24 protein-coding genes are annotated in these 23,545 nt (G+C 61.1%); 10 read left to right on the forward strand and 14 right to left on the reverse strand.

From position 1 onward, the window contains the following. The first annotated feature begins 294 nt into the window (after positions 1–294). The 3 genes from N2600_RS22500 (at position 295) to N2600_RS22510 (ending at position 3,068) form a co-directional block, all read left to right on the forward strand. Positions 295–1,905, forward strand: coding sequence for a phosphoenolpyruvate carboxykinase (locus N2600_RS22500; RefSeq protein WP_260297439.1), 1,611 nt, complete (start codon positions 295–297; stop codon positions 1,903–1,905). A gap of 106 nt (positions 1,906–2,011) precedes the next feature. Further along, on the forward strand, positions 2,012–2,455 hold the full coding sequence (gene arfB, locus N2600_RS22505) for an alternative ribosome rescue aminoacyl-tRNA hydrolase ArfB (RefSeq protein ID WP_170260874.1): 444 nt from the start codon (positions 2,012–2,014) through the stop codon (positions 2,453–2,455). Between the two features lies 1 nt (position 2,456). Further along, entirely contained in the window at positions 2,457–3,068 is a 612-nt protein-coding gene (locus tag N2600_RS22510) for an alpha-ketoglutarate-dependent dioxygenase AlkB (protein ID WP_170260876.1), read from the forward strand. Between the two features lie 13 nt (positions 3,069–3,081). On the opposite strand, the gene coaA is transcribed toward N2600_RS22510, so the two are convergent. The 9 genes from coaA to hisB all read right to left on the reverse strand — a co-directional run bounded on the left by coaA (position 3,082) and on the right by hisB (position 8,701). After that, on the reverse strand, positions 3,082–4,077 hold the full coding sequence (gene coaA / locus N2600_RS22515; RefSeq protein ID WP_003544165.1) for a type I pantothenate kinase: 996 nt from the start codon (positions 4,075–4,077) through the stop codon (positions 3,082–3,084). Next, the gene (locus N2600_RS22520) at positions 4,074–4,397 is read right to left on the reverse strand and encodes a phosphoribosyl-ATP diphosphatase (RefSeq protein WP_162114931.1); all 324 of its coding nucleotides are present in this window, start codon (positions 4,395–4,397) and stop codon (positions 4,074–4,076) included. Before N2600_RS22520 ends, coaA begins: the two co-directional genes overlap by 4 nt. Before the next feature lie 17 nt (positions 4,398–4,414). Beyond that, a complete protein-coding gene (hisF, locus tag N2600_RS22525; RefSeq protein ID WP_017965973.1) occupies positions 4,415–5,203 on the reverse strand; it encodes an imidazole glycerol phosphate synthase subunit HisF in 789 nt (262 codons plus the stop codon). Continuing rightward, positions 5,204–5,950, reverse strand: coding sequence for a 1-(5-phosphoribosyl)-5-[(5-phosphoribosylamino)methylideneamino]imidazole-4-carboxamide isomerase (gene hisA / locus N2600_RS22530; protein WP_017965972.1), 747 nt, complete (start codon positions 5,948–5,950; stop codon positions 5,204–5,206). A 6-nt stretch (positions 5,951–5,956) separates the two neighbouring features. Further along, a complete protein-coding gene (locus N2600_RS22535; RefSeq protein WP_260297440.1) occupies positions 5,957–6,514 on the reverse strand; it encodes a hypothetical protein in 558 nt (185 codons plus the stop codon). After that, entirely contained in the window at positions 6,511–6,693 is a 183-nt protein-coding gene (locus N2600_RS22540) for a hypothetical protein (RefSeq protein ID WP_032985170.1), read from the reverse strand. The genes N2600_RS22535 and N2600_RS22540 overlap by 4 nt, the downstream gene beginning before the upstream one ends. 238 nt (positions 6,694–6,931) lie before the next feature. Further along, positions 6,932–7,582 (reverse strand): imidazole glycerol phosphate synthase subunit HisH, encoded by a 651-nt coding sequence (gene hisH, locus N2600_RS22545; RefSeq protein WP_162114928.1) that lies wholly within the window; start codon positions 7,580–7,582, stop codon positions 6,932–6,934. Between the two features lie 2 nt (positions 7,583–7,584). Next, positions 7,585–8,070 carry a DUF2628 domain-containing protein gene (locus tag N2600_RS22550; RefSeq protein ID WP_222279858.1) on the reverse strand — a complete coding sequence of 162 codons (486 nt, stop codon included), beginning with the start codon at positions 8,068–8,070 and terminating at the stop codon, positions 7,585–7,587. A gap of 22 nt (positions 8,071–8,092) precedes the next feature. Next, the gene (hisB, locus tag N2600_RS22555) at positions 8,093–8,701 is read right to left on the reverse strand and encodes an imidazoleglycerol-phosphate dehydratase HisB (RefSeq protein ID WP_260297441.1); all 609 of its coding nucleotides are present in this window, start codon (positions 8,699–8,701) and stop codon (positions 8,093–8,095) included. Between the two features lie 156 nt (positions 8,702–8,857). Between hisB and hslV the strand changes: the two genes are divergently transcribed. The 6 genes from hslV (at position 8,858) to N2600_RS22585 (ending at position 16,038) form a co-directional block, all read left to right on the forward strand. After that, complete coding sequence (hslV, locus tag N2600_RS22560; protein WP_017962666.1) at positions 8,858–9,385, forward strand: ATP-dependent protease subunit HslV; 528 nt, start codon at positions 8,858–8,860, stop codon at positions 9,383–9,385. Then, positions 9,372–9,884, forward strand: a complete 513-nt coding sequence (locus tag N2600_RS22565; RefSeq protein ID WP_260297442.1) for an acetyltransferase — start codon at positions 9,372–9,374, stop codon at positions 9,882–9,884. The genes hslV and N2600_RS22565 overlap by 14 nt, the downstream gene beginning before the upstream one ends. Further along, positions 9,881–11,188 (forward strand): ATP-dependent protease ATPase subunit HslU, encoded by a 1,308-nt coding sequence (gene hslU / locus N2600_RS22570; protein ID WP_011649875.1) that lies wholly within the window; start codon positions 9,881–9,883, stop codon positions 11,186–11,188. Before N2600_RS22565 ends, hslU begins: the two co-directional genes overlap by 4 nt. A 187-nt stretch (positions 11,189–11,375) precedes the next feature. Continuing rightward, positions 11,376–12,323 (forward strand): DUF1402 family protein, encoded by a 948-nt coding sequence (locus tag N2600_RS22575; protein ID WP_260297443.1) that lies wholly within the window; start codon positions 11,376–11,378, stop codon positions 12,321–12,323. A gap of 48 nt (positions 12,324–12,371) precedes the next feature. Continuing rightward, on the forward strand, positions 12,372–13,781 hold the full coding sequence (locus N2600_RS22580; RefSeq protein ID WP_260297444.1) for a cytochrome P450: 1,410 nt from the start codon (positions 12,372–12,374) through the stop codon (positions 13,779–13,781). An 85-nt stretch (positions 13,782–13,866) separates the two neighbouring features. Continuing rightward, positions 13,867–16,038 carry a malate synthase G gene (locus N2600_RS22585; protein ID WP_260297446.1) on the forward strand — a complete coding sequence of 724 codons (2,172 nt, stop codon included), beginning with the start codon at positions 13,867–13,869 and terminating at the stop codon, positions 16,036–16,038. Positions 16,039–16,470: 432 nt separating this feature from the next. On the opposite strand, the gene N2600_RS22590 is transcribed toward N2600_RS22585, so the two are convergent. Beyond that, a complete protein-coding gene (locus N2600_RS22590) occupies positions 16,471–17,154 on the reverse strand; it encodes a L,D-transpeptidase (RefSeq protein WP_017965961.1) in 684 nt (227 codons plus the stop codon). Between the two features lie 180 nt (positions 17,155–17,334). Between N2600_RS22590 and N2600_RS22595 the strand changes: the two genes are divergently transcribed. After that, on the forward strand, positions 17,335–17,829 hold the full coding sequence (locus tag N2600_RS22595) for an MmcB family DNA repair protein (protein ID WP_162114922.1): 495 nt from the start codon (positions 17,335–17,337) through the stop codon (positions 17,827–17,829). A 16-nt stretch (positions 17,830–17,845) separates the two neighbouring features. On the opposite strand, the gene N2600_RS22600 is transcribed toward N2600_RS22595, so the two are convergent. The 4 genes from N2600_RS22600 to N2600_RS22615 all read right to left on the reverse strand — a co-directional run bounded on the left by N2600_RS22600 (position 17,846) and on the right by N2600_RS22615 (position 23,253). Then, entirely contained in the window at positions 17,846–18,424 is a 579-nt protein-coding gene (locus N2600_RS22600; protein ID WP_011649881.1) for an ActR/PrrA/RegA family redox response regulator transcription factor, read from the reverse strand. 67 nt (positions 18,425–18,491) lie between these two features. After that, positions 18,492–19,820, reverse strand: coding sequence for an ActS/PrrB/RegB family redox-sensitive histidine kinase (locus N2600_RS22605; RefSeq protein ID WP_311319294.1), 1,329 nt, complete (start codon positions 19,818–19,820; stop codon positions 18,492–18,494). Between the two features lie 23 nt (positions 19,821–19,843). Next, positions 19,844–22,309, reverse strand: a complete 2,466-nt coding sequence (gene hrpB, locus N2600_RS22610; protein ID WP_260297447.1) for an ATP-dependent helicase HrpB — start codon at positions 22,307–22,309, stop codon at positions 19,844–19,846. Continuing rightward, positions 22,306–23,253: an ornithine cyclodeaminase family protein gene (locus tag N2600_RS22615; RefSeq protein ID WP_260297448.1), complete on the reverse strand. Its 948-nt coding sequence runs from the start codon at positions 23,251–23,253 to the stop codon at positions 22,306–22,308. Before N2600_RS22615 ends, hrpB begins: the two co-directional genes overlap by 4 nt. Positions 23,254–23,545: the final 292 nt, after the last annotated feature.

Raw genomic sequence — 23,545 nt, forward strand, 5'->3', positions numbered from 1 at the left:
CTCCCCAGGCGGTCTCAGTGACCGGATGCGCTTATGGAGGATAAAGGTGGAACAAATTGTGGCAAAGATAAAGGGGAGGATTGTCGCAAAATTCGCCGGCAATCTCAGGTGGCGCTTCCAAATGTTTAAACGCGACCCATTCAAACGATTTAAAATTGAGATGATAAATTTAAATCGATTAATTATTTGATATCACTGTATTTTCTCCAATTTTCGATCTTGTGTTTTAAAATTTCTGCCCGTATTTTCACGCTCAGTTTTAACGGCAACGAGCCTGAGCGAAGGGAACTAGCCATGGAAATGTTCGGAGTTCATAACCCGGCAATAGAGCTGGCAACGGCTGGATTGGGCGGCGCAGCCAGCGTTCGCTACAACTTTTCCGCCGCCGCGCTCTATGAAGAAGCGATCCGCCGGGGCGAAGCCGAACTGACCGCTCAGGGTGCGCTGCGGGCTCTCACCGGCCAGCACACGGGCCGTTCGCCACGCGACAAGTTCGTCGTTCGCGATATCAATACCGATGGCGAAATCTGGTGGGACAACAACAAGCCGATCTCGCCGGAGCATTTCGCCGTGCTGCGCGACGATATGCTGGCGCATGCCGCAGGCAAGGAGCTTTTCGTCCAGGATCTCGTCGGCGGCGCGGAGGAAGGTCATGCCCTGCCGGCCCGCGTCGTGACCGAATTCGCCTGGCATTCGCTGTTCATCCGCAATCTGCTGATCCGCCCCGACGCCGCAGCGCTGTCGAGCTTCATCCCGAAGCTGACGATCATCGATTTGCCGAGCTTCAAGGCCGATCCGGCTCGCCACGGCTGCCGTTCGGAAACGGTGATCGCCTGCGATCTCACCAACGGTCTCGTCCTCATCGGCGGCACTTCCTATGCCGGCGAAATGAAGAAATCGGTCTTCACCGTGCTCAACTACCTGCTGCCGGCCAAGGGCGTGATGCCGATGCACTGCTCGGCCAATGTCGGCCCGGAGGGTGACGCGGCGGTCTTCTTCGGCCTTTCCGGCACGGGCAAGACGACGCTTTCGGCCGATCCGGCCCGGACGCTGATCGGTGACGACGAACATGGCTGGAGCGAAAACGGCATCTTCAACTTCGAAGGCGGCTGCTACGCCAAGACCATCCGCCTTTCGGCCGAAGCCGAGCCGGAAATCTATGCGACGACACAGCGTTTCGGCACCGTGTTGGAAAACGTCGTGCTGAACGAAAGCCGCGAGCCGGATTTCAACGACGCGTCGCTGACCGAGAACACCCGTTGCGCCTATCCGATGGATTTCATCCCGAACGCTTCGGAAACGGGCCGTGCCGGGCATCCGAAGACGATCATCATGTTGACCGCCGATGCCTTCGGCGTCATGCCGCCGATCGCCCGATTGACGCCTGACCAGGCGATGTATCACTTCCTCTCCGGCTACACCGCCAAGGTGGCCGGCACAGAAAAGGGTGTCGTCGAGCCGGAAGCGACCTTTTCCACCTGCTTCGGCGCGCCCTTCATGCCGCGGCATCCGGCCGAATACGGCAATCTGCTCAAGGAGCTGATTGGTCGTCATGGCGTCCAATGCTGGCTTGTCAATACCGGCTGGACCGGCGGTGCCTACGGCACCGGCAAGCGCATGCCGATCAAGGCGACGCGCGCGCTTCTCGCTGCCGCCCTGACCGGCGAACTTGGACAGGCCGAATTCCGTGCCGACACCAATTTCGGCTTCGCCGTGCCGGTCTCCGTCGACGGCGTCGACGGCAGCATTCTCGATCCGCGCTCGACCTGGACCGATAAGGCAGCCTATGACGCGCAGGCCGAAAAGCTGGTCTCGATGTTCATCGCGAACTTCGCCAAGTTCGAAAATCATGTCGACGGCGGCGTCCGCGATGCCGCCCCCGGCGTCAAGGTCGCTGCCGAATAAGACGAAATTTCTGACTCACGTGAAACCCGGCATCGCAGGATTGCCGGGTTTTTCTTGATGACGGCCGATATTTTCAATTCGCCGCTGATGTGAGATAGAACGCCGCATGGCCAGCGACGCGCTCTATATCGATGACAGGATCACCATCGCGGGATGGGAGCTGACGGAACAGTTCATTCTGGCGGGCGGCCCCGGCGGGCAGAATGTCAACAAGGTCTCAACCGCCGTCCAACTGTTCTTTAACATCGCGAATTCGCCGTCCCTCAATGATCGTGTCAAAACCAACGCGATCAAGCTCGCCGGCCGGCGTTTGTCGAAGGACGGCGTGTTGATGATCGAGGCGAGTCGGTTTCGCAGCCAGGACCGCAACCGCGAGGATGCGCGCGAGCGGCTGAAGGAACTGATCCTGGAGGCCGCCAAGCCACCGCCGCCGCCGCGCAAGAAGACCAAGCCGACCAAGGGTTCGGTCGAACGCCGCCTGAAGGAAAAATCCGGTCGCTCCGAAGTCAAGAAAATGCGCGGCCGACCCGGCGGCGGCAGTGGTGAATGACATGGCCGAGCTCTTGACCGGCATTCGCCATCTCCCCGGTTATCTCGACCGCGCGCGTCAGGAGGCATTGGTCGAGATTATCCGCACTGTCGTCGCCGAAGCGCCGCTTTATGTGCCCGCCATGCCCGGCACCGGCAAGCCGATGTCCGTGCGCATGACCAATTGCGGGCCGCTCGGCTGGGTGACGGACAAAGAACGCGGCTATCGCTACCAGTCGACGCATCCGGCAACCGGCAGGCCCTGGCCTGATATGCCACAGCAATTGCTCGATATCTGGAATGACGTTTCGGGTTACGACAAGCCGCCGGAGGCCTGCCTCGTCAATTTCTACTCCGACGAAGCGCGCATGGGCCTGCATCAGGACAAGGACGAACCGGATCTCAAGGCCCCGGTGATCTCGATCTCGCTCGGCAATAGCTGCCTCTTTCGCATCGGCGGCCTCAGCCGCAATGATCGCACGCTATCTTTCAAGCTTTCGAGCGGTGATCTGGTCGTACTGGGCGGCGAGGGGAGGTTGTGTTTCCATGGCGTCGACCGCATCCATCCGGCGACTTCGACGCTGCTGAAGAATGGCGGCCGCATCAATCTGACGCTCCGCCGCGTCAATTCCTAAAACACAATCGCTGCTACAGTTTTCGCAGCGCGACCTGTTCGATCAGGTGATCCTTGCCCTTTTTCAGGATGAGATCGGCGCGTGGACGCGTCGGCAGAATGTTCTGCCGCAGGTTCTTCAGGTTGATGTTGGCCCAAAGATCCTCGGCGATTTCGAGCGCTTCCGCATCTGATATCGAGGCATAGCGATGGAAATAGGAATTCGGATCGCGGAAGGCGGTCTCGCGCAGCCGCATGAAGCGCGTGACATACCAGTTGTGGATCTCGTCTTCGGCGGCATCGATATAGATCGAAAAGTCGAAGAAGTCGGAGACCATCGGCACGATCTTGCCGCCGGCCGGCAGGTCGCGCGATTGCAGCACGTTGATGCCCTCGAAGATCAGGATGTCGGGCCGGTCGACGATCTTGTATTCGTCCGGCAGCACGTCGTAGACGAGGTGCGAATAGCTGGGCGCCTTCACATCCGGCCGCCCGGCCTTGATCGCCGAGAGAAAGCGCAGGATTGCACCCGTGTCGTAGCTTTCCGGAAAACCCTTGCGCTGCATCAGCTTTTCCCGCTGCAGCACGGCGTTCGGATGCAGGAAGCCGTCGGTGGTGACGAGATCGACCTTCGGACTGGAAGGCCAGCGCCCCAGCAACTCCTTGAGGATACGGGCGGTGGTCGATTTTCCCACAGCGACCGAGCCGGCGATGCCGATGACAAAGGGCGTCTTCGTCACATCAGACAGGCTGAGGAAGCGGTTGCGCTGTTCGAACAGCATCTGCGAGGATTCGACATGTGCCGAGAGCAGCCGAGACAGCGACAGATAGATGCGCCGGACCTCATCGAGATCAATCGGGTCGCCCATCGAACGCAGCCGTTTGACCTCGTCGCTCGTCAGCGTCAACGGCGTGTCGGCGCGGAATTTCGCCCATTGTTCGGAAGAGAAGAAGTGGTAGGGCGAATAGGATTCCGACTGGAAATGATCCAACGTTTCCGGCACCCCGATAATCTCAGTCGCGATACTCATGAAGTCTGCCGGCTGGCCTTTTCCTTGAGGCCGGACTGCGCGGTTCTGCGCTCGAGTTCGGCCATGACATTCTCTAGCGGTATTTCAGCAATCTTCAATACGACCAATAGGTGATAGAGCACATCGGCGGCCTCGTAGGTCAGATTGTCGCGGTCGCCGGTTACCGCCGCCATCACGGCTTCGATCGCCTCTTCGCCGAGTTTCTTTGCCGCTTTCGGCTGACCGGCGGCCACAAGCTTGGCTGTCCAGGATTGCTCCGGCGAGGCTTTCGATCGCTCTTCGACGATGCTTTCGAGATCGGAAAGGGAAAATCCGCTCATATGTCCGCTTTCAAGGTTCAGTCGAGACGCATGTCGATGCCGCACTTCGACATATAGTGCTTCGCCTCGCTGACGGAATAGGTGCCGAAGTGGAAGATCGACGCGGCGAGGACGGCATTGGCATGGCCCTCCTTCACCCCGGCAACGAGATCGTCGAGATCGCCGACGCCGCCGGAGGCGATCACCGGCACACGCACCGCATCGGCGATCGCTCGCGTCAGTTCCAGATCGTAACCGACCTTGGTGCCGTCACGGTCCATCGAGGTGACCAAGAGCTCGCCGGCGCCGCGCGCCACCATCTTTTGGGCGAATTCGATGGCATCGATGCCGGTCGCGTTGCGGCCGCCATGGGTATAGATTTCCCAGGCGCTGAGATTGTCGCCGCCGACCGCCTGGGTGCGCCTGCGCTTTGCATCGATCGACACGACGATGCACTGGTCGCCGAACTTGTCGGCCGCCTCGGCAACGAAATCAGGATTGCTGACGGCTGCCGAATTGATCGAGACCTTGTCGGCGCCGCACAGCAGCAGTCTGCGGATATCGGCGATGGTACGCACCCCGCCGCCGACCGTCAGCGGCATGAAGCATTGGTCGGCCGTGCGCGACACGACATCGAAGATCGTCTCGCGATTGTCCGAGGAAGCGGTGATGTCGAGGAAGCAGAGTTCGTCGGCGCCTGCCGCATCATAGGCCTTCGCGGCTTCGACGGGATCGCCGGCATCGACGAGATTGAGGAAGTTGACGCCCTTGACGACACGGCCGTCCTTGACGTCGAGGCAGGGAATGACACGGGCCTTGAGGGTCATTTACGCGGTCTCCTTGGTCCGGGCCGCCTTGATCAGCGCCAGCGCTTCCTCGGGATCGATACGGCCGTCGTAAAGCGCACGGCCTGAAATCGCCCCTTCCAATTTCCTCGCATCGGGCTGCAGCATGCGTCTAACATCGTCGAGAGAGGCAAGACCACCCGAGGCGATGACGGGAATGGAGACGGCGTCGGCAAGTTCCAACGTCGAGGTCCAATTGATCCCTGCAAGAATGCCGTCACGGTCGATATCGGTGTAGATAATCGCGGCGACGCCGGCGCCCTCGAATTTCCTGGCGAGTTCGATGATGCCGAGTTCGGAGGCTTCCGCCCAACCCTCGACGGCCACCTTGCCGCCCTTGGCATCGATACCGACGGCGACATGACCGGGAAATTTCCGGCAGGCCTCGATGACCAGCGCCGGATTTCTGACCGCGACGGTGCCGAGAATGACGCGCCGCAGCCCGCGCGACAGCCAGGCCTCGATATGATCGAGCGTGCGAATGCCGCCGCCGAGCTGCACTGGATTGTCAGTCGCCTTCAAGATCGCTTCGACGGCATCGCCATTGGCCGAATGTCCCGCGAAGGCGCCGTCGAGATCGACCACATGCAGCCATTCGAAACCTTGATCTTCGAAGGATCTCGCCTGGGCGGCCGGATCGGTGTTGTAGACCGTCGCCTGCTGCATGTCGCCGAGCTTCAGGCGGACGCATTGGCCGCCTTTCAGATCGATCGCGGGAAAAAGGATCATGTCGTCTTACGTCCGTAGAGTGGTCGGTATCATCAGCGCATTCCACGCATCTACGATATCCGAGCGGAAAAAGACAGCGGCAATGGCAGCCGCGCTGAAAAGCAGAAGGAGGAGCAAGGTGACGGCAAAGCCGGCACGAACCTGACGCCAGAAGCCCAGGCGCCTCTTCATTGCCTTCTCGATGTTTCGCACCTGGCGCAACGCATCGCTGTTGACGGCGGACAGCCGGATCTGCGGCTCCATCGCCTCGACATAGGTTTCGGCATAACTCGAAAGGATCTGCGAGGCGCGGTCGCGCAACGTATTGCGCAGGTCGGTCGAGAGATAATTGCTGTTGACGGCGGCAAGTTCGGCATCATCGGGTGAACGGCCGGCATTTCGCTTGCGGTGGCTGAGAACGAAATCGCGCTTTTGCCGCTCGTAGAGTGCATAGGCGAGCAGGCCGATCAGATCGTCCTCACCTTCGATATAAAATTCCAGCACGGCCTCGGCGATGTCGCCGGCGCTGACCCCGTTTTGCCGCCGGCTCGAACCGTCGTTTGCGGGGAAAGAATCATGGATCATCGGTCCAGCCTTTCTTTCAGCGTCTTGGCTGCGTTGGAAAGCGCTTTCCGATGAATGGCTTCGTCGACACGGCGGATGATCGTGCCACCGGGAAGCTTGATATCGGAAAAGGGAGGCAAGCCTTCCCTGGAGGGCCGCAATGTGTAGAACACCTTGCCTGATTTCCGTGACGCTGGCATCGAGCGCACTCCTGTTCCGTCATTTCCTTACTCGAACAGGATGATTTTAGGCCGGTTCGGCCTTAAATTTGAATCCTGTTCTACATTATATAGTCAGAGCATGATGTCGTCCGAAAACCGCGCACACTTTTCGGCATCATGCTCTAGGAAATAAGGCGGCTGTATTAAAAGCCAGCCCTTGAAGCAATTCCTGCAAAACTGCGCAGCGGTTTTGCATCCTGAATTGCCTGAGCAGGCTCTACGGGTTCCAGCGCAGGAAATTGGCGATTAGCGCCAGGCCGAGCTTCTGGCTCTTTTCAGGGTGAAACTGTGCTCCGACCATGTTGGCGCGTCCGACGAAAGCTGTCATCGGACCGCCATAATCGGCTGTCGCAATAACATCCTCGGCGTTTTCAGCGGCAAGATGGTAGGAATGCACGAAATAGGCGTGCAGCCCTTCTGACCCCGTCGGAATACCATCGAAAAGCGGATGTTCGCGCTTTAGGTCGAGCGTGTTCCAGCCGATCTGCGGGATCTTCAGCGCGGGATCATCAGGCGTCATCTCGACGACGTCACCGGGGATCCAGTTAAAGCCGTGCGTCACGGTCTTCTCGAGGCCGCGCGAGGACATGAGCTGCATGCCGACGCAAATGCCGAGGAACGGTCGTGCCTTCTTCTCGACCGCCTCGATCAGCACCTCGGCCATCCCAGGCACGGCATCGAGGCCGCGCCGGCAATCGGCATAGGCACCGACACCGGGGAGCACGATACGATCGGCCGCGGCAACATCCTCCGCCCTGTCGGTGAGATCGATATTGGCATCGATGCCAGCTTCGCGGGCGGCACGCTCGAAAGCCTTGGTCGCCGAGCGCAGGTTACCGGAGCCATAGTCGATAATCGCGACGCGCATCGTCAGCGTCCTCCATCAAAACCAAAGAGACCAAGCGACGTTGCATGGCCGTGCGGACTGTTCGGACGGCCCCTGTTCTGCCAGTCCGGTGCCGCTGCGTCGTCGCTATCCGCGATGACAACCCTGTCCGAGAAATAGATCTGCTCAGCAATGCCGATCGTATCGGCTGCAATGAGTTCGTCTTCATTCCAACCCTTGGCGGCAAGGTTGCGGACTCGGAAATTCTGGCCCTCGAGACCGACCAGAATATTCACGCCCAACAGGATTGCTGCCCCCGCCGCCCCGAGGCCCGGTTCGTCCATAAGCGCGCCACCGATCCCCTGCAGCAGAAAGGCGGCGGCCGCATGCAGCCAAAGCCGATGTGCCAGCAGCCAAGCCCATGGAAACAGGAAGCCGAACAGCGTGAAGCCGTCGCGGATGGTTCGAGTCTCATCGACCGTGGCGCTCGTGCTGCCGGGCGGTGTCAGGAAGATATAGCTGGATGTCATTGTCGCCGCTCCCTTGAAGGGCTCAGACGAGCGTGCCCTTGGTCGAGGGAACACGGCCTGCCTGTCTCGGATCGATCTCTGTTGCCGTGCGCAACGCGCGGGCAACGGCCTTGAAGCATGTCTCGGCAATATGGTGATTGTTGGCGCCATAATGGTTGAGAATATGCAAGGTGATGCCGGCATTCTGGGCGAGCGCATGGAAGAATTCGCGAACGAGCTCGGTGTCGAAAGTGCCGATCTTCGGAGCGCTGAAGCCGACATTCCAGACGAGGAACGGACGGCCGGAAAGATCGACAGCAGCCTTGGTCATCGTCTCATCCATGGCGAGATCGATCGACGCATAGCGGGTGATGCCGCGCCGGTCGCCGAGCGCCTTGGAGATCGCCTGGCCGATGGCGATGCCGGCATCTTCAACCGTATGATGGTCGTCGATATGCAGGTCGCCCTTGGCATCGATCTCCATGTCGATGAGGGAATGTCGGGAAAGCTGGTCGAGCATATGGTCGAAGAAGCCGACACCCGTTGAAATCGTCGATTTGCCGGTGCCGTCGAGGTTGACGGAAACGGAAATCGAGGTTTCGTTGGTCTTGCGGGAAACGCTGCCCGTGCGGCTTGCTGCGGTCTCGGCCATATGGCCCTCCATCGGGAATAAGGCCGTTCCTTATCAGGCGCATCGGGAAATATCCAGAAGCCGGGCAAGAGAAAAGCCGGCCCATTTGCAATCGGCGCCAGTCCACTTACATAGGGCTCAACAGGGTCGGCATGCGGCCCGGCAGACAGGTGTTTTATGACAACAATCATTACAGTTCGAAAAGGCGGCAAGGTGGTGATGGCGGGCGACGGCCAGGTGAGCCTCGGCCAGACCGTCATGAAGGGCAATGCCCGCAAGGTGCGCCGTATCGGCAAGGGCGAAGTCGTCGCCGGTTTCGCCGGCGCCACTGCCGATGCCTTTACTCTGCTCGAAAGGCTTGAGAAGAAGCTGGAGCAATATCCCGGTCAATTGATGCGTGCCGCCGTCGAGCTCGCCAAGGACTGGCGCACCGACAAATACCTGCGCAATCTCGAAGCCATGATGCTCGTCGCCGATAAGTCGATCACGCTGGCGATCACCGGCAATGGCGACGTTCTGGAGCCGGAGCATGGCACGACGGCGATCGGTTCCGGCGGCAATTTTGCCCTCGCGGCCGCCCTCGCACTCATGGATACCGACAAATCGGCCGAAGAGATTGCCCGCCGTGCTCTCGATATCGCCGCCGACATTTGCGTCTACACGAACCACAATGTCGTGGTGGAATCGCTGGATGCCGAAGGCTGAACCTTATGCCTTCCGGCCGCTTGCCGCGACTGATCTGCCGCTCCTCGCCAAATGGCTGGAAAGCCGGCATGTCAGGCGCTGGTGGGGCGATCCGGCCAGGGCGCTGGCTTCGATGGAAAAGCATATCGATGCGGCTTCCGTCTCGTGCTTCATCGTCACGCTGAATGGAAAGGACTTCGCTTTTATCCAGGCCGCCGATCTCGACGACGAGGACGATGAAGCGCTCGCCGGTCAGCCGAAGGGCACCTACGGCATCGACCAGTTCATCGGCATCGAGGAATTCGCGGGCAAGGGTCACGGACCGGCCTTTATGATAGTGTTCTGCCATATGATCTTTGCAAAGGGCGCGCAGCGCATCCTCGTCGATCCGCATCCTGACAATGCATTCGCAATCAGAGCCTATACCAAGGCGGGCTTTCAAGGACTTGGCGAAACAACGACGAATTACGGCCGGGCGCTGTTGATGGCCCTGGACCGCCAGGAGAATGATACGCAATGACCACTTTTTCCCCCCGCGAGATCGTTTCCGAGCTCGATCGCTATATCATCGGCCAGCATGACGCCAAGCGCGCCGTTGCGATTGCGCTGCGCAATCGCTGGCGCCGCCAGCAGCTCGACCCCAGCCTGCGCGACGAAGTCATGCCGAAGAACATCCTGATGATCGGCCCGACCGGCGTCGGCAAGACGGAAATCTCTCGCCGCTTGGCAAAACTCGCCGGCGCACCCTTCATCAAGGTGGAAGCCACCAAATTCACCGAAGTCGGCTATGTCGGCCGCGATGTCGAGCAGATCATCCGCGACCTGGTCGAGGTTGGCATCGGTCTGGTGCGCGAGAAGAAGCGGGCCGAAGTGCAGGCCAAGGCGCATGTGAGCGCCGAGGAGCGTGTGCTCGATGCGCTGGTCGGCACGACAGCATCGCCTGCCACGCGCGAAAACTTCCGCAAAAAGCTCCGGGACGGCGAACTTGACGATAAGGAAATCGATATCGAGGTGGCCGATGCCGGTTCCGGCATGGGCGGCTTCGAAATTCCCGGCATGCCGGGGGCCAATATCGGCGTGCTGAACCTGTCGGAAATGTTCGGCAAGGCAATGGGCGGGCGCACCAAAAAAGTCCGCACCACCGTCAAGGCCTCGTATAGTGACCTGATCCGCGACGAATCCGACAAGCTGATCGACAACGAAGTGATCCAGCGCGAGGCCGTTCGCTCCACCGAGAACGACGGTATCGTCTTCCTCGACGAAATCGACAAGATCGCCGCCCGCGACGGCGGCATGGGCGCCGGCGTTTCGCGCGAAGGCGTCCAGCGCGACCTATTGCCGCTCGTCGAAGGCACGACGGTTTCGACCAAGTACGGTCCCGTCAAGACGGACCATATCCTGTTCATCGCTTCCGGCGCCTTTCATGTCTCCAAGCCGTCGGATCTTCTGCCGGAACTGCAGGGCCGCCTGCCGATCCGCGTCGAATTGCGTCCGTTGAACAAGGATGATTTCCGCCGGATCCTGACCGAGACGGAAGCAAGCCTCATCCGCCAGTACCGCGCGCTGATGGAAACCGAGAGCCTGAGCCTCGAATTCACCGACGACGCAATCGACGCGCTTGCCGATGTCGCCGTGCATCTGAACTCCTCGGTCGAAAATATCGGCGCACGCCGTCTGCAGACGGTGATGGAGCGGGTGCTGGACGATATTTCCTACAACGCGCCGGATCGGGGCGGGACGGCCGTGACGATCGACGCGGCCTATGTGCGCGAACATGTCGGCGATCTCGCACAGAATACCGATCTCTCGCGCTTCATTCTGTGATATCGGCGCACCGCTTCATGCCTTTCCCGGCATGAATGACGGATTGTGACGAACGCGACTCTCGACAGCGGGCCTTTTACTTTCTAGTGAAGGCCCGTTTGTTTTCCGCTCCGGCTTTATTCGGCCAAGATTCTGGTCCAGGCAGCCGCATCGCAAACAAGACGATGAACGGACGGGATAACGGATCGTGCGACGCCTTTTGACAAGCCTTATGATTGCCGTTGCCCTGTTGAATTCGGCGCCTGCCTTCGCAATGCAAACGGTGCCGGCTGGAAATCGTCACGCCGAGCAGCCCGATATTCCGGGCGCTTCCATCAGGCGCACCAAGGGTACCAAGAGCAGCTTCGATCTGAAATACGTAAAAGTTCATGAGCTTCTGGCGACCGACCGCGAGCTGATGGGCAAGATCCGCAAGGTCTCCAGCGCTTACGGCATCAATCCCATCCATGTCGTCGGCGCGATCGTCGGCGAACACACCTATAATGTCGACGCCTACGACCGGTTGCAGGCCTACTATGTCAAAGCCGCCTCCTATGCCGGAGAAAGCTTCCGCTTCGCCTATGACGGCGAAAGCGTCGACGAATTCGTGGCGCGGCCGCAATTTTCCGAATGCAAGGGCAAGAGCGATTCCTACACGCTTTGGTCCTGCCGCGAAGATGTCTGGGAAAGCGATTTCCGCGGCAAGACGGTTGATGGCACAAGCTTCCCCAACAACCGTTTCAGCGCGGTCTTCTTCCAGCCCTTCTATGCCGGTCAGACCTTCGGCCTCGGCCAGGTCAATCCGCTGACGGCGCTGATGCTCTCCGATCTCGTGACCCGCGTGTCCGGTTATCCAAAGCTGAACGAAAAGAATGCCGGCGCCGTCTACAGGGCCATCATGGATCCCGATATCTCGCTCGCCTTCGTCGCGGCCTCGATCCGCAGGTCGATCGACGATTACAAGGAGATCGCCGGCATGGATATCTCAGGCAATCCCGGCCTGACGGCGACGCTTTATAATGTCGGCAATTCGCGCCAGCGCGCCGCAGCCCTTGCTGCGAAGAACCGCGGCGGCGGCGCGACCGTCTGGCCCGAGGAGAATTATTACGGCTGGCTGATCAACGACAAGCTGGACGAACTCAAGGGCCTGCTCTAGCTTCAAGCTTGCCGGGAAGGCCTAGATCTTCCCTGAAAGGCTTTGACGATGGACATGCGTCCGGACCCCTTCGTTCCGCCAGCACCGCTGCCGCGCACCGTGCCGCCGAGCCGGCTGGAAATCATCCGCATCATCCTGCGCAATCCGCTCGAACTCTGGGGCGAACCGTCCTACACGCTGCCCTGGATCAAGACGAGTTTCTTCGGCCAACACACGCTAATCGTCAACGATCCTGGGCTGATCAAGCACGTGCTGGTCGACAACGCCGGCAACTACCGCATGTCCGACATTCGTCAGCTGGTGCTGCGGCCGATCCTGCGCGACGGTCTGCTGACGGCGGAGGGCCAGGTCTGGAAACGGTCGCGAAAAGCGATCGCCCCCGTCTTCACGCCGCGCCACGCGAAAGGTTTTGCCGGCCAGATGCTGCGGCAATCGGAGGACTATGTTCGCAAATACCAAGACGTCCATGCGGCTGGCCAAGTTTTCGATATCGCCACCGACATGACCGATCTGACCTTTGCGATTCTTGCCGAAACACTCTTCTCCGGCGAAATCGTCTCCTCGAGCGGCCATTTCGCCGAAGACGTCAATCAACTTCTCCACCGCATGGGCCGAGTCGACCCGATGGACCTGCTGCGCGCGCCTTCCTGGGTTCCACGCGTGACACGCATCGGCGGTCAGAAGGTGCTAGAGAAATTCAGAGCGATCGTCCGCGATACCATGGATATGCGGCTCGCGAAGATGAGGGCCGATCGAGCCGCACCGGAAGATTTTCTGACGCTGCTTTTGGAGCAGGCCGGTCCCGACGGCCTGACCAAGGAGGAGATTGAGGACAATATTCTGACCTTCATCGGCGCCGGGCATGAAACGACCGCGCGTGCGCTTGCCTGGACGGTCTATTGCGTCGCCAACAGTCCGCATATCCGCGAAGCGATGGAGACGGAGATCGACGCTGTTCAGGGAACCGGCGCCGAGCCTGTGGAATGGCTGGATCTGCTGCCGGTCACGCGGGCGGCGTTTGAGGAAGCGCTGAGACTCTACCCGCCCGCGCCCTCGATCAATCGCGCCGCGATCGCCGATGATGTCTGGACGAATGCCAAGGGCGAGAAGATCGAGATACCGGCCGATATCACCGTGCTCATCATGCCCTGGACACTGCATCGCCATGAACTCTATTGGGAAAAACCGCGCGCCTATATGCCGGAACGCTTCCTGCCCGAAAATCGCGGCAGCATCGGCCGCTTCCAGTTTCTGCCATTCGGTGCTGGCCCGCGTGTCTGCATCGGCGCAACCTTCGCGCTGCAGGAGGCGGTGATTGCGCTTGCAGTCATGATGCATCGCTTCCGCTTCGATCAGACGGAATCGACCAATCCCTGGCCGGTGCAGAAACTGACGACGCAGCCGCAGAACGGGCTGCCGATGCGCGTGACGCCGCGCATAATTTCCACGAGGGCATAAATCTTTCGAATTATTGCAGAATTGACTGTGAATGAAAGCCGGGCAAAGTGGCAGCATTCAAAGTCGTTGCCAGGGAGAATGCCGCATGAGTCGCGTTGATAAGAACGGTCTTGCCATCGAAACCGTCCTTCATGATTTCCTCGTCAAAGAGGTGCTGCCGGGCCTGGCGGTCGATGCGGACAAGTTCTTTGCCGATTTTTCGGCTGTAGTCCACGATCTCGCCCCTAAAAATCGTGCGCTGCTGGCAAAACGCGACGAGCTGCAGGTAAAGATCGACGACTGGTATCGCAGGCACGGCGCCCCGGCGGATATGGACGACTACCAGGCCTTCCTCCGCGAAATCGGCTATCTCCTGCCCGAAGGTTCCGACTTCCAGGTTTCGACCGACAATGTCGATCCGGAGATCGCCTCGATCGCCGGCCCGCAGCTCGTCGTTCCCGTCATGAACGCCCGTTACGCCTTGAACGCCGCCAATGCTCGCTGGGGCTCGCTCTATGATGCGCTCTACGGTACGGACGCGATTCCCGAGAGCGACGGTGCCGAGAAAGGTAAGGGCTACAATCCGAAGCGCGGCGAGAAGGTCATCGCCTGGGTCCGCGATTTCCTCGATACGTCAGCGCCGTTGCAGGACTGCCGCTGGAAGGACGTCGGAAGCTTTGCCGTCAAGGATGGAGCGCTGGTCGTCAGATCGATCGACGGCGAGCAGGCCATGCTGACGGACGGCAGCCATTTTGCCGGCTACCGCGGAGATCCGACCGCGCCAACGCATATTCTCCTGAAGAACAACGGCATTCACATCGAAATCGTCATCGATGCAGCGACCGCGATCGGGAAAGCCGATCCGGCTCATATTTCCGATGTCTGGCTGGAATCGGCAATCACGACAATCATGGACTGCGAGGATTCGATTGCCGCTGTCGATGCCGAAGACAAGGTCGTCGTCTATCGCAACTGGCTCGGCCTGATGAAAGGCGATCTGCAGGAAGAAGTGGCAAAGGGCGGAGCGAGCTTCATCCGCAGGCTCAATCCGGATCTGCAATATTCCGGTCCGGACGGCACCTCCTTCGAGGTGCATCGCCGCTCGCTGATGCTGGTGCGCAATGTCGGCCACCTCATGACCAACCCGGCGATCTTCGACCGCGGCGGCAACGACGTGCCTGAAGGCATCATGGATGCCGTGATCACCGGCTTGATCGCGCTTTACGATATCGGCCCATCCGGGCGGCGGAAGAATTCCCGCACCGGCTCCATGTATGTGGTCAAGCCGAAGATGCACGGCCCCGACGAAGTCGCCTTCGCCGTCGAAATCTTCTCGCGGGTCGAAGATGCGCTTGGCCTGCCGCGCAATGCCATCAAGATGGGCATCATGGATGAGGAGCGCCGCACGACTGTCAACCTCAAGGAATGTATCCGCGCTGCCCGCGAGCGCGTCGTCTTCATCAATACCGGCTTCCTTGATCGCACCGGCGATGAGATCCATACTTCGATGGAAGCCGGCCCGATGATTCGCAAGGGCGACATGCGCCAGGCGGCGTGGATTTCCGCCTATGAGAACTGGAATGTCGACATCGGCCTCGAATGCGGCCTTTCCGGCCACGCCCAGATCGGCAAGGGCATGTGGGCGATGCCGGATCTGATGGCGGCGATGCTCGAACAGAAGATCGCCCACCCGAAGGCCGGCGCCAACACCGCCTGGGTGCCGTCGCCGACGGCGGCAACCCTGCACGCCACCCATTACCACCGGGTTAACGTCGCCCGTGTCCAGCAGGGACTGAAGGATCGCGCCCGCGCCAAGCTGTCCGACATTCTCTCCGTACCGGTCGCGGTGCGGCCGAACTGGACGCCGGAGGAAATCCAGCGCGAGCTCGACAACAATGCTCAAGGCATCCTTGGTTATGTTGTGCGCTGGGTCGATCAGGGCGTCGGTTGCTCGAAGGTGCCCGACATCAACAATGTCGGGCTGATGGAAGATCGCGCTACATTGCGCATTTCGGCCCAGCATATGGCGAACTGGCTGCACCACAAGGTTGTCAGCGAAGCTCAGATTGTCGAGACGATGAAGCGCATGGCCGCCGTCGTCGATCGGCAGAATGCGTCGGATCCCGCCTATCAGCCGATGGCCGGCAATTTCGATGATTCGATCGCCTTCCAGGCTGCCCTCGATCTCGTCTTGAAGGGTAGGGAACAGCCGAACGGCTACACCGAGCCGGTGCTTCACCGCCGTCGCCTCGAACTCAAGGCGAAACAGGCCGCGTGACGGCTCGACGGAGAACTAGAGCCTTTCCGGTTTAGATTGCAGCATTCTGCCGGAGCAGGTTTTCGTCAAGGCAGAGGCGATTGGCGACGGGCATACCTCTTGGTACGTCCTAGCCGATCGCCTCTGATCCTGGCGGAAAGATGCCCGGCCCACCGGCCGCACCGCTTCGCCAAAGCGAAGCGATAGGTGCGTCCGGCGATTCTAAGGCTTGCAGATTTGCCATGCAAATCTGCGGGGGGTTGGCTGAAACGGGCCGGCTGATCGACCGGCCGGCTTGGCCGTAGAACTGGGCTACGACGCGCGCCGGCCGGTCGACCATCCGACTCCGTTTGAGCCAACAGAATGCTGCAATCTAACCCGGAAAGGCTCTAAAAAAAGGCCGCCGGAACGACAGTCCTGGCGGCCTTTTTTATACCGAATTCGATAATTAGCTTACTGAATGACGACGACCTTGGACGTGCCCTTGCCGGGACGGACGCGGCTGTAGAGATCGATGACATCCTGGTTCATCAGGCGAATGCAGCCCGAGGAAGCGGCGGTGCCGATCGAGGCCCACTCCGGCGTGCCGTGCAGGCGGAAGAGCGTGTCCTTGCCGTCCTCGTTGAAGAGATACATGGCGCGTGCGCCGAGAGGATTGGTGAGGCCCGGGCCCATGCCGTCTTCGACGTACTTGGCGAGATCGGGCCGGCGGACGGCCATTTCCTTTGGCGGGTGCCAGTTCGGCCATTCCTGCTTCCAGGCGACGTAGGCGGTGCCGGCCCATGCGAAGCCCTGCTTGCCGACGCCGATGCCGTAGCGCATCGCCTTGCCGTTGGCCAGGATGTAATAGAGGAAGCGCTCGCGCGTGTTGACGATGATCGTACCGGGGCGCTCGGTGGTCTGGTAGCTGACGACCTGGCGGCGGAACTGCGGCTTGACCCTGTCGATCGGGATCGCCGGCAGGGAGTACCCGGCATCCTTCGTCACGCCGTAGGCGTCGTTGAAGATCTGTGCTGTCTGTACCGTCGGGCCTGCGCCCTTGTCGTCGGCGGATGCGCTGTCTGATGTCGTGGAGCAACCGGCCAGGGCGAGCGTCGCCAGCAGGCCAAATACAGGGAATGCATTGCAGATGCGCATGGAGGACTCTTGAAGTTTTGGGGCAAGGGAGAATGGTCTTTCGACCATCGTTGATTATGGTTTATTTTCGATTAACTTGCGCTTTGCAAGGCTGCTGCAGCGCGACAAATCCGTCTGCCGCGCAAATTAGAAGCGCATGGTTTTTTTGCAACAACGCGCCAGCCCCTCTGATGGTTATCCATGACGATTTTGAGCGTTTACAATAACAATCCGTTAATCGATGGCCGGCAATCGGACAGGGCCATGATGGTGCGGCGCGGAACGCAGATATTGCTGCATGAAATGCGTCACGCCGTGCTGCCCGAACTGCCGCTGGCCAGCGGCCGCCGCGCCGATCTGATCACGCTTTCGGAAAAGGGCGAGGTCTGGATCATCGAAATCAAGACGTCGATCGAGGATTTCAGGGTGGATCGCAAATGGCCGGAATACAGGCTGCATTGCGACCGCCTGTTCTTTGCGACTCACCAGGATGTGCCGCTGGAGATCTTTCCTGAGGAATGCGGGCTGTTCCTGTCGGATGGTTATGGCGCCCATATGATTCGCGAGGCGCCGGAGCACCGCATGGCGCCCGCCACGCGCAAGTCGGTCACGCTTAATTTCTCGCGCGCCGCCGCACAAAGGCTGCTGATGGCCGAATGGGCGAACGGAAAACCGTTCAACGTGGATGATGTCTGATGCCGCGCTATGCTGCCTATTTCGGCGCGCGTTTGGCAAGGATACGCTGCAGCGTCCGCCGGTGCATGTTGAGCCGGCGCGCCGTTTCGGAAACATTGCGCTCGCACATTTCATAGACCCGCTGGATATGCTCCCAGCGCACCCGGTCGGCCGACATCGGATTTTCGGGAAGCTCGGCCTTTTCGCCCGGCCGCTGCGTCAGCGCCGAAAACACGTCGTCGGCATCCGCAGGCTTTGCGAGGTAGTCGACAGCGCCGAGCTTCACGGCCGTCACCGCCGTTGCGATATTGCCATAGCCGGTCAGCACGATGATCCTGGTGTCGTCGCGTCGCTGGCGGATCGCCTCGATGACGTCGAGCCCGTTGCCGTCGCCGAGCCGAAGATCGACCACCGCATATTTCGGCGGCCGGCCTCTCGACTTCGCAACGCCTTCCGCCACTGATTCGGCCGTCTCCACCTGGAAGCCGCGCGTCTCCATCGCCCGCGCCAGGCGGCGCAGGAACGGCCCGTCGTCGTCGACGATCAGCAGGCTGGCGTCGGGACCGATATGATCCTCGTCCGACGCGGCGAAATTGTCATGATTCTGTTCTGTCATCGTCTCGGTCCCGGCGGTTGAGCGCCCGATCTGCGTTAACCGCTATATCCTGTTTATGCCGACAAAGTCATTTTGTCGAATTTGCGTCGATCAGCATGCGCGGCCATTCGATTCGGATGCGCGCGCCCGCACTTTCCGGATCGCGGTTCTCGAAAACCAGCGACGCCCCCGAGCGCTCCAGCAGCGTCTTGGCGATGAAAAGCCCGAGCCCGAGGCCACCGGCCGTATCCTCCTTCTGCCGCTTGGTCACATAGGGCTCGCCGATCCGCGTCAGAATATCAGGCGCATAACCGTTGCCGTCGTCTTCGATGACGATCAGCACCTTGTCGTGATCGTGCTCGACGGTGACGGTCACTTTCTCCCGCGCGTAATCGATGGCGTTTTCGATCAGGTTGCCGAGCCCGTACATGATGCCGGCATTGCGGTCGATGACCGGCTCACCCTTGCGCGGGCTCTTTTCGATGAGCTCGAGAGCGATACCGAATTCCCGGTGCGGGGCGACGATCTCCTCGATCATCGAGGAAAGCGGCAGCCGGCGCATATGCGCCTCGCCTTCGGAGGAAAGCGTCGTCAGCCGCCGCAGGATGTCGCGGCAGCGTTCGCTCTGGCTGCGCAGCAGCATCACGTCCTCGCGGAAACGATCGTCGTCCTTGAGTTCCCGCTCCATTTCCTTGGCGACGACGCTGATCGTCGCAAGTGGCGTACCGAGTTCATGGGCGGCCGCAGCCGCCAGCCCATCGAGTTGGGAGAGGTGCTTTTCCCGCTGCAGCACCAGTTCGGTCGCCGCCAGCGCATCGGCAAGCTGGCTCGCTTCCATCGAAACCCGATAGGCATAGAAGGCGGCAAACGCCATCGTCGAGGCGATCGAGCACCAGACACCGAACTGCATAACGTTGTGCACATTGATCTCGACCCCGTCGAACCAGGGCAGCGGGAAGGGCGAAAAGGCAAGCACCGTGATGCAGACCATCGCAAAGCCGATCAGCGCGGTGCTGTAGCGGATCGGCTGCGAGGCAAAGGAAATGATGACGGGCACGCAGACGAGCGCTGCGAAAGGATTGGCAAGGCCGCCGGTAATGAAGAGCAGCGCGCAGAGCTGCAAAAGGTCGAAGCCGAGCAGGGCAAAGGCGGCTGACGGTTCTAGCCGATGCGTCGGTGGATAGCGGATCGTCAGGTAAAAATTCACCCAGGCCAAGGCGGCGATCAGCGAAGAGCTGGCAATCAGCGGCAAGGAAAATTTCAGCCAGAAGGCAACGATGAACACCGTCAGCGCCTGTCCGCCGACGGCAAGCCAGCGCAGCCGCACCAGCGTCTGCAGGCGCAGCCTGCGGCTGTTGTGCCGGTCCTCCAGCGTATAGCCTTCCGTCTTGTCGATCATGCCAGGCTTGTCGATCATGCCGAGGGCTCCTTCAATGGCCCTCATGTACCACGCGGTTTTGCCCGTGTCGTCGGCAACGCATCCTCCGGTCGCTCCGGCCAGGGATGCCGGGGATAGCGGCCGCGCATATCCGCACGCACATCCCTCCACGAGCCGGCCCAGAAGCCCGGCAGGTCGCGTGTCGTCTGGATCGGCCGGTGCGCCGGCGAGGTGAGCTCGAGCAGCAACGGCAGGCGGCCACCGGCAATGGCTGGGTGCTGCTTCAGTCCAAACAGCTCCTGCACGCGGATCGTCAGCACCGGCTCCTCGCCCTCATATTGGATCGGATGCCTTTGGCCGGTCGGCGCTTCGAAGTGGGTCGGCGCAAGTCGGCTAAGGTCGCGCTGCAATTCGTGCGGCACCAGCGATATCAGCCCGTTCGAAAGCCCGGCTGCCGAAATCTCGGAAAGGCCGCGGGCCTCGGTCTGAAAGGGGCCGAACCACTCGTCCAGCCGGGAAAGCAGGGCGCCGTCGCTAACATCAGGCCAGGGTTCGCCGATCATCCGGTGAAGGAATCCGATCCGCTCGCGCAGCTGCACGGCCTCCTTCGAGAAGGCAAGCTGATCGAGCCCCAGCTCGCGCACCCCCTCCACCAGCGCCTGGGTGACTGCTGGCCCGGAAGGTCGCGGCAGGGGCGTCTCGTCGAAGACGATTGCACCCAACCGGGTCGCCCGCCGCGCCCTGACTTGCCGGCTCTGCCGGTCGAAGAATATCTGATCGCCGGTTTTGATCTCGCCGGGAAGCTCGGCTTCAACGTCGCCACGCGTCACCTCGGCTGCCGCCAGAACCCGCGCCTGCGCCGCCCGTCCGGTCAGGTCGGCAATCACCAGCATTTGGCTGCCGGCCAGCCTCTCGGTTTCCGGCAGCTCCGCTCCCCGCCCGTTCGCCATCACGAATCGGCCGCGCCCGCCGCGCTGAAGTGCGATTCGATCCGGAAATGCGTGCAACAGAAGCTGGCCGGCAAGCGCCGGCGCCGTTGAGTAAACCCCGTCGAGGCCGCTTGCCAGCCGTCCCGCCAGCCGCCGCGAGGCCTCCGCTCTTTCGCCCCGCTCGGCCTTGAAGCGTCGCAGCCGCTCCTCGATATCGATGCTCGTTCCGCCAAGCCCCTGTTCGGTGAGAAGCACGGCGATCATCGCCGCATCCCGGGCGTGTCCCGCTTCTCCCGCCGAGACGACCATGGCGGCAAGCCGCGGCGGCAAAGCCAGGTCGCGCATCACCTTGCCGCGCGCGGTCAGCGCCCCGTCCTTGTCGAGAGCGCCGAGCTGGCCGAGCAGCACCCGCGCTTCCCTCAGCGTCGTTTCCGGGGGCTGATCGACGAAGGCAAGCGATGCCGGATCTTGAACGCCCCAATGTGCGAGGTCGAGCACCAACCCCGAGAGATCGCTGGAAAGGATCTGCGGTGGTATGAAGGCCGGCAGTGCCGCCGTCTGTCCCTGGTGCCATAGCCTTATGGCGATACCCGGCTCCGTTCGTCCGGCACGGCCGGCCCGCTGATCGGCCGAAGCCCGCGACACGCGCACCGTCTCCAGCCGTGTGATTCCAGTCGAGGCCTCGAACACCGGCAGACGCTGAAGCCCGCTGTCGATCACGATCCTGACGCCGTCGATGGTAATCGACGTTTCGGCGATCGACGTCGCAAGCACAATTTTTCGCGTCCCTGGGGATGCCGGCCGGATTGCCGCATCCTGCTCCTTCTGGCTGAGATTGCCATAGAGCGGCGCAATCAGCGTCTCGGCTCCGAATCGTCCCTGCAGACGTTCCACAGTCCGCGTGATTTCTGCCTGGCCGGGCAGGAAAGCGAGGATCGAGCCCGCCTCATTGGCATGGGCATCGAGTATCGCCCGCGTGACAACGTCCTCGATGCGTTCGCCGCCCGTCCGGTCCTGGTAACGAATATCGATCGGAAAGCTGCGCCCCAGGCTTTCGATCACCGGTGGGTGGTCGAGCAGGGCGGCCACGCGTTCGACGTCGAGGGTCGCCGACATGACCAGGATACGCAGATCCTCGCGCAGCGCCGACTGGACGTCGAGCGCCAAAGCGAGTCCGAAGTCTGCGTCCAGCGAACGCTCATGGAATTCGTCGAAGATCACCGTCGAGACACCGGTCAGCTCCGGATCGTCGAGGATCATCCGGGCAAAAACCCCTTCGGTCACCACCTCGATCCGTGTCGCTGCCGATATCCTGCTGTCGAGGCGCATGCGGTAGCCGACCGTCCCGCCGACCTGTTCGCCGATCAGCGATGCCATCCGGTCTGCCGCCGCCCGCGCCGCCAGCCGCCGCGGCTCCAGCAGGATGATCTTGCCGTCGCCGCGCCAGCCCTGGCCGAGCAGGTAAAGCGGCACCAGCGTCGTCTTGCCGGCGCCGGGCGGGGCGGAAAGAACGGCGCGCCGCTTCTCGGCCAACGCGGCACCGACGGCCGGCAGGACATGTGAAACCGGAAGTTCCGGCAAGGATGCACTGATTGTCACTTTCGGCCTGTCACTGTCTCATAGGCAAGAATGGCACCGGCGAGATCTTCCAAAGCTGCCCCCACCGACTTGAACAGCGTGATCTCAGCCTCATGGCTTCGTCCGCTATGGACGCCGCTGACGAGTTCCGCAAGTTCTGCCCTGATGTCCTCTTCCTTCAGCACACCGCTTTTCAGCGGCTGGACGATATCGCCCGCCTCGCTGATGGCGCCGGCGCGGGTATCGACATAGATCGAAGCACGTCGGATGGCCTCGTCATCGCTTTCGCGCATGCTCGGCTTGAAGGCGCCGACGAGATCGAGATGGGCGCCGGGCTTCAGCCATTCGCCAGATATCAGCGGCGCGCTGGAAAGCGTGGCGCAGGAAATGATATCGGCCGTCCGCGCTGCGGCTTCGACATCCGCGACCGCCTCGGCATCCAGCCCGAGCGCCCGGGCTTCGGCTGCGATCTTTTCCGCCGCTTGGCCGTTGCGGCCCCAGACCCGGTACCTCTTGATCGGCCGGGTCGTGCCGTGGGCCAGCATCAGGTTGAGCGACAGCCGCCCGGTTCCGCAGACGAGCAACTCTTCCGCGTCGGGGCGGGCGAGATGACGGGCCGCAAGCGCCGATGCAGCCGCCGTCCGCCGCGCGGTCAACTCGCCGCCGTCGATTGCGGCAAGCATCTCGCCGGTGGCGCCGGAGGAAAGAAGATAGGTTCCGAAGATTGCCGGCAGGCCCCGCCGCACATTGCCTGGAAAGACCGAGACCGTCTTCACCCCGGCATAGTGTCCGGGAACCCAGGCCGGCATCAGCAGCAGTGTGGCGCTCTCCTCATCCGGCACCTCCATCTCATGGTGATGGCGCACCGGCATAACGCATTCGCTCTGGAACATGCGGGCGATCGCCTCGATCAGTTCCGGCCAGGGCAGGGCCGCACGCGTCTGTTCTTCATCGAGGACAAGCATTCTTCACTCCGGCGCATCGTTCTTCATCGCAAACTAGCGAGTGAGGCGTGGCATAGGCAAGCACCTGGAATTCTGCGCCGGGCGCCCCATATAAGCCTTGTCTCCCTCGCCGAAGCCATTCTTCGGGATTCGGCGAAAACGAATCTCAAAAACCACCCATTCGGGCGGCGAATTTCTTCGTTTCTGGAGATGAACGCCAAAAGCCCTTCATTTTCAACCTGTTACAAAAATGTCAAAAAACTTTGGTTGGGTGTGTTGACGGATGAGATTGGTTAGTTCTATAAGCCCACTC

The sequence above is a fragment of the Rhizobium sp. WSM1274 genome, from assembly GCF_025200775.1.
In the GTDB taxonomy this organism is placed as follows: domain Bacteria; phylum Pseudomonadota; class Alphaproteobacteria; order Rhizobiales; family Rhizobiaceae; genus Rhizobium; species Rhizobium leguminosarum_I.